The sequence below is a fragment of the Microcoleus sp. PH2017_34_RAT_O_A genome, from assembly GCF_020737885.1.
GTDB lineage: Bacteria > Cyanobacteriota > Cyanobacteriia > Cyanobacteriales > Microcoleaceae > Microcoleus.
Window position 1 is genome coordinate 1 of record NZ_JAEQDD010000130.1, and the last position, 13,340, is coordinate 13,340.

A 13,340-nucleotide genomic window follows, 5' to 3' on the forward strand; every position below is an offset into this window, starting at 1 on the left:
CTCTAACTCTGCGCCCTCTGCGGCCTCTGTGGTTAAAAAATCATTCATAAATCCAGGTTACGCTACGGAGTCAGCCAACTGAACATTTGACCAACAGTCCAGTCCCATAGGATTCTCGCGACTTAAAAACCAATACGCTTGGGTGAGAATTGCCATAGCGAGGAACGAAGCAATCGCAGTATCTATTCTTGACAGTTTTATCTCGATTATTTTAGCAATTTGTCAGGTATGTTAGCTAGCGGAGCGATCGTTTTTTTAACCGCAGATATCAGCGGATGAACACAGATGAACGCAGATGGAATTTCATCTGCGTTTATCTGCGTTTATCTGCGGTTAAAATTAGGTTTTCTTCTTCAACCCAAACCCAAATCAGTTACAGCGCCGACACTGCTAGAAGAAACCAACTTAGCGTATTTAGCCAAAACACCCTTAGTATACCGGGGTTTAGGAGCTTGCCAAAGAGCGCGCCGCCGCTCTAATTCTGCATCATCAACATTGAGCTGTAACAAGCGATTGTTAGCATCAATCGTAATTGAATCGCCCTCATTTACCAGAGCAATTGTGCCGCCAACTTGCGCCTCGGGTGCAACGTGACCGACAACCATGCCGTAGGTTCCGCCGGAAAAGCGACCGTCAGTAATTAACCCCACAGAATCGCCTAAACCTGCACCAATAATTGCCGAAGTTGGTGCTAGCATTTCGCGCATTCCCGGCCCGCCTTTGGGCCCTTCGTACCTGATGACAATGACATCTCCGGCTTGAATTTTGCCAGCCAAGATTGCAGCTAAACAATTTTCTTCCGATTCAAATACCCGCGCTGGGCCGGTGATTTGCGGTTTTTTAACACCTGTAATTTTAGCAACCGATCCTTCTGTTGCCAGATTTCCCCGGAGAATTGCTAAATGTCCTTGGGCGTACATCGGATTGTCAAGAGGGCGGATGACATCTTGATCGGCGCGGGGTTCGCTGGGAATATCTGCTAGGGATTCGGCAATTGTTTTACCTGTAATTGTCAGCGCATCTCCATGCAGCAAACCGCGTTCCAAAAGCATTTTCATTACTAGAGGAATGCCGCCGGCTTTGTGCAAATCGGTTGCTACGTATTTGCCGCTTGGTTTGAGGTCGCACAGTACGGGTACTTTGGCTCTAATTGTTTCAAAATCGTCGAGGCACAACTCAACGCCGATCGCATTTGAAATGGCCAACAAATGCAGCACCGCATTCGTTGAACCGCCGATCGCCATAATTACCGCGATCGCATTTTCAAAGGCCGCTCGTGTTAAAATTTGGCTGGGTAACAACTGTTTGCGAATTGCTTCGACCAAAACTCTTGCAGATTCCGCAGCGCTGTCGGCTTTTTCAGCATCCTCAGCAGCCATTGTCGAAGAATAGGGCAAACTCATCCCCATAGCTTCAAAAGCGCTGGACATCGTATTTGCCGTGTACATTCCGCCGCAAGCACCAGCGCCGGGACAAGCTTTTTGTTCCACTGCGTTGAGCTCTGTTTCGTCAATTTTGCCGGCGCTGAATTGACCGACTGCTTCAAAAACGCTGACGACAGTTAAATCGCGTCCGTTGTGGTGTCCCGGTTTGATCGTGCCACCGTAGACAAAAATAGCAGGAATGTTCATGCGGGCGATCGCAATCATCGCCCCCGGCATATTCTTATCGCAACCGCCTACAGCCAGCAACCCATCCATACTCTGGCCATTGCAAACCGTTTCAATCGAATCTGCAATCACATCTCTCGACACCAGAGAATATTTCATCCCTTCGGTTCCCATCGAGATTCCGTCGCTGATAGTAATCGTACCGAACATTTGCGGCATCGCACCGGCTTCTTTTGCACCCGCAACTGCCCGCAAGGCGAGGTCGTTCAATCCCATATTGCAGGGCGTAATCGTGCTGTAGCCGTTGGCAATGCCCACAATGGGCTTAGTGAAATCGCCGTCGCCAAAACCCACGGCGCGCAGCATGGCGCGGTTGGGCGAACGCTGCACGCCCCCAGTCACCGCTTGGCTTCTTAAATTCTCAGGCATTCTCAAACTTCCTTTGTCTGTTGTTTCAGTTGTCTGTTTTTCTGATATCTTGACTCTATTTTTAATTCTCTCAGAATCGCTGACCTTTAGGAGACCGTCTAGAATAGATTCGCACAGCAGTGCCAAAATTCTACAGATACTGAAGCGTACAGGGTGAATACCGTGGTTATCTGGGATGATGTGTAAAACCGATCACTCTAACGTTTGAAACAAAAATTGCGAGGCGAATGACATGGAGGCCGATCGAATTCTGAGGCAATATGCGGCCGGAGAAAGAATTTTTCGAGAGATTAACCTCGCGGGAGCCGACTTAAAAGGGGCAAACCTCAGCGAGGCTAATTTTACCCGAGCGAATTTCCAAAACGCAAACCTCAAAGGCGCTAACCTGACGGGAGCGAACTTGCGCGAGGTGAAATTGGGTGGGGTGGACATGACGGAAGCCAACCTCACCGAAGCAAATCTCATCGGTACCGATTTGACCCGCGCCAATCTCAGCGGGGCTAACCTGGTGGGAGCAAACCTCCGCGGCTCAATGGCGAGAGAAGTCAACATGACTAAGGCAAATTTGACGGAAGCAAATTTGACAGAAGCAAACTTTACCGAAGCGAATTTGTTTGCGGCTAACTTAACCGAAGCTAGTATGATTCGCACTAATTTGATGAAGGCAAATTTGAGTTGGTCAACTCTCAAAGCTGTAAACCTGACAAATGCTATCCTCAGCGATTCGCTTTTAGAAAGAGCCAATCTGACTCAGGCAATTCTCAGTGGGGCGATGCTGAGCAGGGCCAACCTGACTGGTGCAGACTTGCGTCAAGTCACGATGGTTGGAGCTAATCTCAGCGAAGCTAATCTGAGCAATGCTAATTTGAGAGTTGCCAATATGAGTTGGTCAACTCTGCGCGGTGCTAACTTGAGCGGTGCTAATTTGTACCGGGCGAAGCTGTGTTGGTCTAATTTGAGCGGGGCTGTTTTGGTGGAAGCGGTTTTGATTGATGCTAATCTCAATCGAACTAACTTCCGCGATGCAGATTTGAGGCGGGCAATTATGCCTGACGGGGCTACTAATGACTCTCAATAATCTTGAGTTGTGAGTATTGATTAATGTTATTGGTTATTGGTTATTGGTTATTAGCAGCCCCAAGCGAGTAACAAACAACAAATAACAAATAACAAATAACTAATGACTATTAACTAATGACTGTTAGCGAATTATTGATTCTGGGTGCTGCCGGACTGTTTGCCGGTATTCTAGCTGGTTTTTTGGGTATCGGCGGCGGTACGGTGCTCGTGCCGTTGTTGGTGGCTCTCAAGTATGCTCCGGTGCAAGCGGTTGCTACTAGCGGTTTGTCGATCGTAATTACGGCTCTTTCTGGCAGCATTCAGAATTGGCGCATGGGCTATCTCAACTTGAGTCAAGTCGCAGGCATCGGATTTCCCGCCGTCATCACAGCACAAATTGGTGCTTATTTGGCGGGGATATTTCCTCCTTATTTGCTGTTAGTTACTTTTGGGTTGTTGCTGTGGCTGAATATTTATTTGATTGAAGTTCGCAAGCGCCTGACTGCTAAGAAAGTGGAAGAAGAAGGGGAAGGGGAAGACACGAAAGAATCTGGCTCAATTCCCAATTCCCAATTACCCATTACCAATTCCCAATTACCCATTACCAATCACCAATTACCCAACAATTCAAGTATTCTATTTAATCCAACTTTTGCTAAAATTGCGACTGGCAGTGCTGCCGGTTTATTGGCAGGTTTGTTCGGTGTAGGCGGTGGTGTGATTATGGTTCCCTTGCAAATTTTGCTGTTAGGGGAAAGCATTAAAAAGGCAATTCAAACGAGTTTGGGCGTCATCGTGATTACGGCAATTTCGGCGACGGCGGGACACGCGGCGCGCGGGAATGTTTTGTGGGTTGTGGGGTTGATTCTTGGGTGTGGCGGTTTGTTGGGCGCGCAAATCAGCACCAGGTTTTTGCCGAGATTGTCCGATCGCACTATTAGTTTAGCCTTTCGATCGCTCTTAGCAATTTTATCAATCTATATTTTCTGGCAAGCTTGGCAAAAATTTCGTTATTAGTTATTAGTTATTTGTTATTAGTTATTTGCAAGGGTTAGATAGTCTCCGCTATCAGACTATAAAATTAGTTCGTAGTGAGGACTTTAGTCCTCATAAATCAAGGACTAAAGTCCTCACTAAAAACATTTTTTCTTATCGGTAATTGAGCGGATCTGAGATTACTTGCGATCGGTTATTGGCAGCAAAGCCACAAGACAAGGCAAATAACAAACAACCAATAACAAACAACCAATAACCAATAACCAATGACTACTGACTGAGTTTCTTGACGGCGCGAGTCAAGCGCAGCAAATAAGGCTTGACAATTTCTTGATTTTGTCGCTGCAACTCGGAAACTTGCTCCTGCAAGTGCTGAATTTCGGTTTGCAGCGTCGCTGTATCTATTGTCGGTCGATCGAGCAAATCCTGCAATTGCTTCAGAGAACCTTGGATTCGATCCAAGTCTACTTCGTTCGATCGCTCCTGCAACTCTGCTGTAATAGTTCTAACCTCAGTTAACTTCTCGTCTAGCAACAAAAATCGGACGTTGACATTTTCCCAATCATGCTCTCTGAGGGCGCTATTTTCCAGAATGCGGAGTTTTTCCTGCAAATCCGACAGGATGCTGTAGAGTTCTTGAGAATCGGCAGGAAGTGTCTGCGCTTGGCGTTCGAGTGCGGCTACCGCAGCTTGTATGTCGGCGATGGCGCCGGATTCCAAAATACCGAGTTTTTGTTTTAAGTCGGAGACGGTAGAATCAAGTTTGGTAAGTTCTCCAGGTAGTTTCTGAACTTGCTGCGATCGAGCTTCTGCGGAGGCCTGTACCTCTGCGATGGCAGAATTTGCCTTTTGTTGAATTTTTTGCTCAAAACGCTGGCGATTGGCGAGATTCAGCGAGAGTGCTGCGGTTAGCGGGGCGGCAGCGTAGAGAATTTGCCCCGACAATCCCGCAGCAATGGTACCAATCGCTGAACCGGCAATAGAGGCGTATTCTGCCAATTCTAGCCAATCCTGCTGGTTTGGGGAAATTCTCATCGTGGGGAATGATGCGTCTTCGATCTTCTGCATAGCCTTTTAGTCGTAGTCTGATAGATTGCGATACCGACATGATAAGAGCGATCGGCAAATAAATCAGGGCTATTTTTGACACTCCCCACGGCTGTCGCCGGGGGATTCTCCAAGCCGAACTTGGAAGGGATAGGCAAATATCCCCCTAGACCCTTCAAATCAACTACCAATACTAGAGGTGTTGCAGTTGGGCTTACTTTTAGTTTTTCTTTTGCTTTGGGAGTCCATCACAAGCCAGATAGGTACGCTCCTCAACCTGCCATTATTTGCCCTTTCTAAGTATTCCGGTTCTAGCCGGATATCTGAGTTGCCGGGATTTCTCCGTACTAGGATGATTCAACGCGCAGACGGTTATTCATACTCACCCAATTACATTACCATGCTTAGTCCCCAAATACAATATTTACTGGCGGTTAAAACCGCAGACCGACTAATCCCCACGTCTCAAGCCGGGGGCTTGCGTCTAGTTTTCTGGTCAAAATTTCGGGATTATCATATTTCTATCGGCAGCTCTGCTGAATAATTTTTGCTTTCAACACGGCCAGTCTCAGGTAAAATTCAGGATATGTCGATCGCCTAAAACTTAACCGACAACCGTTAACCGCCGTCTGTCAGGAGTATACAGAAAATGGGTCTCAAGATTATTGAAAGCTACGATAGCAGTTTTGTCCTGGAACCGGATGCTAAAGCCGCACTCTTCCATTCACTAACAGGTGAAAGCTTTCTCCAACAAATAGCGATGCAATTGCAGTGCTCGCGGATTGAGTTTGCCGAGTTACTTTTTCAGCCAGTCCCTTACAGCAGCGAGACGCCCAAGGGAATGCCTGCGGAATTTGAAAAGTATCACGAATCGATCGATTTTGCGATCGTCAACGTCCCGCCTAATTTCATGTTTCAAGCCAAAATATTTAAACCCAGCCGCCTCTGTGCCATTTATCGCGTTTTCCAAAGTTAGCTAAAGGCTAGTTAATCTGTGGTTTAATCTAAAATCTAAAATCTAAAATCTAAAATCGGATGACAGAAGACATTCAGCCTCTCGCCAGCTTACAATTCATACCATACATTGACTCCGAAGGGAAACTGCCTGAATTTGTCCAGGGTAAAATCGGCGTCTATGCGATTTTCGACAACGATAAAATGCTGCAATTTGTCGGCTATTCTCGGGATACTTACCTCAGCCTCAAACAGCATTTAGTACGCCAACCCGAACATTGCTACTGGCTAAAAGTCCAAACTATCGACAAGCCCAGCCGCACTATTCTAGAAAGCATCCGAGCGAGTTGGATTGCCGAAAACGGTTCCCAGCCCCAGGGCAATGGTACCGATGCTACCAAGTGGAACGATCCCATCGATACCAAAACTGTCATGACTTCGCAAGAAGTAGCAAATTATGAAGGTATAGTCGCCGATGAACTTGCCAAAGATAAATTGTTGAAAAATGTAGCGCGCCGCGTAGAAAATGAAATTTTAGCGCTGCTCAAATCTCGCGGTGTAACTGAAGAAATCCGGTTTAATCCCAAGCTAAAAACTAGCGGCTTGCTGGATTTGAAGTAAATATGCTCTCAGGTTAATTCTCCACAATAAACCCTGTTTGTAGTGAGGAATTCAGTCCTCTCTTTAAGGACTAAAGTCCTCACTACGAACCTTTTTGTAGTGAGGAATTAACTTTTTATCTAAGGACTAAAGTCCTCACTACGAACCTTTTTGTAGTGAGGAATTAACTTTTTTATCTAAGGACTAAAGTCCTCACTACGAACCTTTTTGTAATGAGGAATTAACTTTTTTATCTAAGGACTAAAGCCCTGACTGCGAACTTATAACATTTTAAGATTTATAGCAACCGCCACATCGGGTGCGGACACAAATAACCTAATGAATAGAGCCGATATCCGTCAAGCAGAAATGATTTGATTCCCGTACTGTCAACTGTCAACTGTCAACTGTCAACTGTCAACTGCTATAACAGATATCGGAATCTGCAAAATGAACTCTGTCCCCCCGCCGGGAGCAGAAATACAACTGATTTTACCTCCATGTTTTTCTACTATAATATCGTGACTGATTGCCAAGCCCAATCCAGTACCCCGGCCGACAGGCTTGGTAGTAAAAAATGGGTCAAATATCCGGTGGCGCACTGCCTCGCAAATCCCGCAACCGTTATCGGCAATTAAAATCATAACGGACTGAAACTTTTGAGTTGCCAAGTTTGAATTTGGATTGTACAACGCAGGTTCTGAATCTGAACTTACTGAAGTGCTGATGGTAATTTTTCGGGGATAAGGTTGAGATTCCAGGGCATCAATAGCATTGATTAGCAGATTCATAAATACCTGATTTAATAGACTGGCATAACAGGTGATTTTTGGCAGTTTACTGTAGTGTTTTCTCACTTCAATCTCACCGATATTGTTGGCTCCTTTGAGGCGGTGTTGCAAAATAACTAAAGTATTGTCAATGCCTTCATGAATATCCACTGGCTTGCACTTTTCTTGGCCCAGGCGGGAGAAGTTGCGAAAAGACAGCACAATCTCGCTAATTCGAGAAGTACCTTCTTTCATCGAACTTAGCAGTTTTGGATAATCATCTGCAATGAATTCGGGTTGAATTTTTTCCAATTCGCCGACAATTTCTGCCACGGGATGCGGGTAGTAATGTCGGTATAATTTTATGAGGCGAACCAAGTCTTGTGCATAGTCAGCAGCCATAGTAATATTGCCGGAGATAAAGTTGACTGGATTGTTGATTTCGTGAGCAATCCCTGCGGCTAGTTGCCCTAAAGAAGCCATTTTTTCCTTCTGTATTAACTGAGATTGAGTCTTCTTGAGTTCAGTTAAAGTTTCTTCGAGTTGCTGCGCGTAGGATTGTGTTTGCTGCAACAACTGGCGCTGCAAGAGTTGATTTGAGACGCGCGCCAAAACTTCTTGTTCTTGAAAAGGTTTTGTGATATAATCTACACCGCCAACTTCAAAGGCTTTGACTTTATCTAACACTTCATTTAAAGCGCTGATAAAAATGACGGGAATGTCTTTGGTGGTGGCAGAAGCTTTTAAAATTTCGCAGACTTTGTAGCCGTCCATACTGGGCATCATGATGTCCAGCAAAATCAAGTCAGGAGGTGTTGATTCGATCGACCTTAGGGCTAGTTGACCGTCGGGTGCAGTGCGTGTTTTGTAGCCATGCCTCGATAGTATTTTAGCTAGAAGGTGCAAATTATTCGGAACATCATCAACAATTAAAATATTCCCTTTTAAGACGGGAGTTGCTTCGTAATTCATATCTAGTCTGGTAAAATAACCTTTGTAGGTTTGTAGTGAGGACTTTAGTCCTCAAAGTTTGATGAGGACTAAAGTCCTCACTACGAACCCGATCTAATATCATTTTTATTTGGTTGAGGGACGGATGAGAGCTAGTATTTGATTGAACTGAAACTCGTTAGCTAAGGCGGCGAGAGCGGTAGCTAATGGGTCATTTCGATCGCGAATTTGCTCTATTTGACTGAGAATCAGCTCTAAATCGCACTCAATAGTGGCTTTTTCTAAAGCTGTCAGCCAATCCGTTGGTAAAGCTGCAACGTTTTCTGGAGTCGGAGCCTCGATTTGAGTTGGCTCCGGCACACTCTCCGGTTCATCGTAAATGTAACGCACTCCGAGATGTTTGTGGAGGGTGGCAAAGATGTCTGTCTCTCGAAAGGGTTTGTGGATAAAGTCATCCCAATTATTTGATACAGTAACGGTTCGGGCTTCCTCGGCGTTGGCGGCACTCACGGCAATAATGACGGTAGTTTTACCTTTAACGGTGGCTTTAATGCGTTGCGTGGCTTCACCTCCATCCATTACGGGCATCCACATATCCATAAAAATTAAGTCCGGCTCAAAACTCGTCCACACTTCAATGGCTTCTACACCATTACAGGCTTCTTTGAGCTCAAAGTCAAAGGTTGCAAGGATTTTGAGCAGTAGTTGGCGGTTGTCCTCGCGATCGTCCACAATCAATATACGATAGCGCGGTTGGTTGGATTCTAGGGCGATCGCCCGACGCGACGGCTGTACCAGTTCAATCGCCGCCGCCTCAACTGCGCTGACGGGGATATCAAAGGCGAAGGTGGTCCCGTGTCCTACTTTACTGCGTACAGTAATGATGTCGCCCATCAGCTTGACAAAGTGTTGGCTGATGGCCAGCCCCAAACCGGTTCCCTGCTGAGATGTTTTTCCTGTTTTGGTTTGGACAAAGGCTTGAAAAAGCTGGTCTAACTCATCGGGAGTCATGCCGCAGCCTGTATCTTCTATTTCAAAATGTAATTTGTAATTGATTGGTAATTGCTGATTTTCCTGTTCAATTACCGAACTTACTCTTACTGCAATGCCTCCTTCCTTCGTAAACTTAATAGCGTTAGAAAGCAGATTAATTAAAACTTGGCGCAACTTAACTTGATCGGCGTGCAAATATTCTGGAATATTCCTAGAGTAGCTAAATATTAACTCCAATTGTTGCTCGCGCGCCTGAAGTTGGAACATCTCTTCCACCTCGTTTAGCAGTCTGCTTAATTGAAAGTCTGTTGGGTTGAGTGTAATGCGTCCTGCCTCTATTTTGGCTAAATCTAATATTTGATTGATCAGAGTTAGCAAGTGTTCTCCGCTGCGGTTGATGATGCCGATATTTTCCTGTTGTTCGCGGTTGAGGTTGGCGGATCGCTGCATCAATTGGGAGAATCCCAGAATTGAGTTAAGAGGGGTGCGTAATTCGTGGCTCATGTTGGCCAAAAAAGTGCTTTTCGCGAGGTTGGCTGCTTCTGCTGCTAAGGCGGCTTGTTGGAGCTGTACGGCTTGCTGTTGAGTGGCTTCGAGTAATTGAGCTTGTTGTAAAGCGACTTCGAGTTGAGTGCTAATTTGCAGCGCGATATTGATTTCTGCTGCGCGCCAAGTGCGGGGCCCAGAATTTTGATAGCTGGCGAGCAAACCCCAAAGTTGACTGCCGCAGAATATGGGGCAAATAATGTAGGCTCTGGCTTGAAATTGCTCTAACACTTCCACGTAACAAGGAGTAAATCCAGCAGTGTATATGTCTTCAACCATGCGGTAACAAACACCTATATCGTAGATACCGCCTTGATTTTTTTGTAGGTAGGTATCTCGTACTCCTTCACCGCAGGCTTGTAAGTTTGTCGCCGCACAGCGAAAGTCGGTGGCGAGATTGTTTGGTAAATTAAGTTCGTCCAATTGTTGTATCACAGATATCCAGCCCTCCCCCATTGACTCGGCAACAAATTCGCCACTCCAATCTGGATTAAAACGATAGATAGCGACTCGATCGCATTTGAGTGTTTCTCGCAATTCTGAGGTTGTGGTTTGGAATATGGTATCAATATCTAAGGACTGACGGATGCGATCGATCGATCGCCCGATTGCTTGTTCCCGCTGGGCGCTTTCTCGCAAAGCTGCCTCGGCTTGTTTGTAAGCGGTAATATCCAAGACAGTGCCAAACCAACGGAGCAACTGCCCTTTTTTATCAAAAACGGGTTTCCCTCTGACTTCCATGTAAGTGAGCGAGCCATCTCTGCGGATCAGGCGCAGAGCGAGTTCAAAGCTTTTTTTACTGATCGATCGCTCCTGAAGCATTGTTAGATAGGGCGATCGATCTTCGGGATGAAAACGATCGACTAATTCTGGGGTTGCTACGGGTTTTTGAGTCGGTTCGATCTCGAACATACGATAGAGTTCTTCACTCCAAGTGCTTGTTGCTTGGCCTATATCGTATTCCCAACTGCCAATCCTGGCAATTTTTTGGGCTTCCAGCAGTCGGGCTTCAGCCAACTGGCGATCGCTAATGTCCCTGGCTACCCAAACCACAGAGCGATCGGACAATGGCGAAATTTTAGCAGCAAACCAAACTTCTTGGTTGTTAATCTGCATCCTGTAATCAAAATTTATAGTTTGCTGGGTTTCTAATGCCTCTTGAACTTGAGTGAAATAAATGTCTTGGGAACTCTCACTAAAAATTTGTTCGAGGATAGAGTCGAGCTGCTCTGTCTGAGTGTAGTCTTGAAAAATTCCCCTAGTTGGTATAACTTGAATTGTTTTTTCTGGCAATTCTAAAATTAGTATAATATCTGCAATTGACTCAAATATTTTTAGAATTCTTTGAGTAGAACTGTCAAGTTTTTGTTCTATCAATTTGCGTTCGGCAACTTCCTCATGTAATAGTTCGTTAGCACGAGCTAGGTCAGCAGTACGTTCTGCAACTTTGGTGGCTAAAGTGCTATTGTAGTCAGTTAATAGTTTTTCAGATTGTTTGCGCCCTGAGATGTCACTAAAAGCATTGATGGCATAAATAATCTTGCCGCCTGCATCGAAAACTGGTGTGGCGCGCACCTCAAGCTTAATAATTTCCCCATCTCGATGAATTTCTAAATCCTCAACAAGTACCGTTTCACCCCGCAGCGCTCGGAAGGCAGGAATTTTTTCAGTTGGACAAAGCTGGTTTTGGTGGTAGATTTGATAAACTTCTGCCATTTTTTCTAAAGTCGCATCGGGAATATTTTGTACGCCGCTCAAACGCTTGGCAGTTTCGTTTAAGTAGACGACTTTACCCGAGGCATCGTGGATAGATATCCCGGCTGGTATGGCTTCTAAAAATTGCTTGAGTTGGCTCTCGCTTTGCGCTAAAGCTTCTGTTAAAGATTTTTGTTCGGAAAAAGCCTGTTGCAGTTGCTCTGCCATCAGATTGAAGGAATTGGTGAGGTCTCCGAGTTCATCGAAGCGTCTAATTTCTAAAGGTTGATGCCATTCTCCTTTTCCTAGATTTTTGGCGGCGGTATTCAAGCGCAGAATTGGCTTTATTACCCAACGGGCAGTCAACAATCCGATCGCGATCGCCAACACCAGCGTACCGACGCACAACCCCAATGTATTGCGGGTATTCGCTTCAATGCGAGCCATGAAATCCGACTCTGGTACCACCACCACAATCAACCAATCCAAGCCATAGGCATCTCCATAAGGAGCGACGCTGACAAACTGCCGAGATCCATTACTCGTCATGGTAAATTGCTGAGCTCTATCCAGCGAACTTAAGTTGGTAAAGCGGTTGGTGAGTTGCCGAGCAATGTCTCGGGTGCGGGTATCCTGGCTGTTGGTGGCTAGCAATCGCGTGGGTGGCTGTTTTTCTTGCTTGACAAAGGGTGTTTCTAGGGTGGATGTAGCAACCAGATTGCCCGATCGCTCCATAATAAAAGTCTGTCCCGATTTAGAGAAGTAGAGGCGATCGAGAAAACTGCTAATTGCCGACAGCGCATAATTTGAAGTAAAAACCCCCCGCCATTCGCCAGCATCCTTGATGGGAGACACCGCAAAAATTCCTAACGTCGGCATAGCGTTGAAAACAACAATTGGCGACCAAGTTTGTTTGTTGGAGGCTTTGGCCTGGCGAAACCAAACTGTTTCGCGGTTATCCATAGGGATGCTATAGAGCAGTTTTAGGGGATTGCCTTTGGAGTCAACCGAGTAGTATTGCATTTTACCCAAGTCGGTACTTTTCATACTGCAAAAAAAACGCGTACCGATTGAGAATTTCTCCCCTGTCTCTTTTGTGACTTGTTGCACAAATTCCTCGCTCATCAGGCGCCCGTACCCAATTTGTTCTCCTCGCTCATTGACAAAAAAGCTCGATTGCAGAGCGGGGTTGAAGATTATTTGCTGCCAAAGTTGCTGTCGCAGTTGCTGAGTGTTGTTGAGGTTCAGCATTCCTTGTTCTACTGCTAGACGGTTGGCTGCTACGGCATTCTGGGGGGCGTTGAGGTAGTTGCTGAGCCGATCGCCAATTCGCTCTCCTACTTGTTCCATTAACTGCTGTGCTAGATCCTCGACGGATTCCCGGCTGCTTTTGAAAGAAAGATAACCCACTAGCCCGACAGCGCTGACTGTTAGCAACACAAAGGGAACAATCAGAACTGTTCGCAGGCGAGGTTTGCTGAAAATTTCGGCGGCTGCTGGGTGGTTGAGGGGATAAATCGGCATGGCGCGATCGAGGAGTTGGGCTGGCGATCGAATTTTAACTTTTGCAGTCTTCTGCGAGGTTAATTTCTAGGTATGTAGTTGCGCTTAAGCGCTCTTGATTTAGGTATGTAGTTGCGCTTAAGCGCTCTTGATTTAGGTATGTAGTTGCGCTTAAGCGCTCTTGATT

General features: G+C 45.9%; 8 protein-coding genes. 4 read left to right on the forward strand and 4 right to left on the reverse strand.

Annotated elements, in window-relative coordinates; genetic code table 11:
- Positions 1-353: 353 nt before the first annotated feature.
- A complete protein-coding gene (gene ilvD, locus JGK11_RS29805; RefSeq protein WP_293214039.1) occupies positions 354-2,039 on the reverse strand; it encodes a dihydroxy-acid dehydratase in 1,686 nt (561 codons plus the stop codon).
- Between the two features lie 232 nt (positions 2,040-2,271).
- On the opposite strand from ilvD, the gene JGK11_RS29810 reads away from it, so the two are divergent.
- Positions 2,272-3,117 carry a pentapeptide repeat-containing protein gene (locus JGK11_RS29810; RefSeq protein ID WP_293196982.1) on the forward strand — a complete coding sequence of 282 codons (846 nt, stop codon included), beginning with the start codon at positions 2,272-2,274 and terminating at the stop codon, positions 3,115-3,117.
- Between the two features lie 116 nt (positions 3,118-3,233).
- Complete coding sequence (locus tag JGK11_RS29815; protein ID WP_293183415.1) at positions 3,234-4,115, forward strand: sulfite exporter TauE/SafE family protein; 882 nt, start codon at positions 3,234-3,236, stop codon at positions 4,113-4,115.
- 249 nt (positions 4,116-4,364) lie between these two features.
- Here the strand turns inward: JGK11_RS29815 and JGK11_RS29820 are convergent, their stop codons facing one another.
- The gene (locus JGK11_RS29820; RefSeq protein WP_293183413.1) at positions 4,365-5,162 is read right to left on the reverse strand and encodes a hypothetical protein; all 798 of its coding nucleotides are present in this window, start codon (positions 5,160-5,162) and stop codon (positions 4,365-4,367) included.
- 628 nt (positions 5,163-5,790) lie between these two features.
- Between JGK11_RS29820 and JGK11_RS29825 the strand changes: the two genes are divergently transcribed.
- Positions 5,791-6,117 (forward strand): hypothetical protein, encoded by a 327-nt coding sequence (locus JGK11_RS29825; RefSeq protein WP_293204886.1) that lies wholly within the window; start codon positions 5,791-5,793, stop codon positions 6,115-6,117.
- A gap of 59 nt (positions 6,118-6,176) precedes the next feature.
- Positions 6,177-6,716, forward strand: coding sequence for a GIY-YIG nuclease family protein (locus tag JGK11_RS29830; RefSeq protein ID WP_293183410.1), 540 nt, complete (start codon positions 6,177-6,179; stop codon positions 6,714-6,716).
- A 389-nt stretch (positions 6,717-7,105) separates the two neighbouring features.
- Here the strand turns inward: JGK11_RS29830 and JGK11_RS29835 are convergent, their stop codons facing one another.
- Both JGK11_RS29835 and JGK11_RS29840 read right to left on the reverse strand, forming a co-directional pair.
- On the reverse strand, positions 7,106-8,437 hold the full coding sequence (locus JGK11_RS29835) for a response regulator (RefSeq protein ID WP_293183408.1): 1,332 nt from the start codon (positions 8,435-8,437) through the stop codon (positions 7,106-7,108).
- A gap of 105 nt (positions 8,438-8,542) precedes the next feature.
- Entirely contained in the window at positions 8,543-13,174 is a 4,632-nt protein-coding gene (locus tag JGK11_RS29840; protein WP_293183406.1) for an ATP-binding protein, read from the reverse strand.
- Between the last annotated feature and the right edge of the window lie 166 nt (positions 13,175-13,340).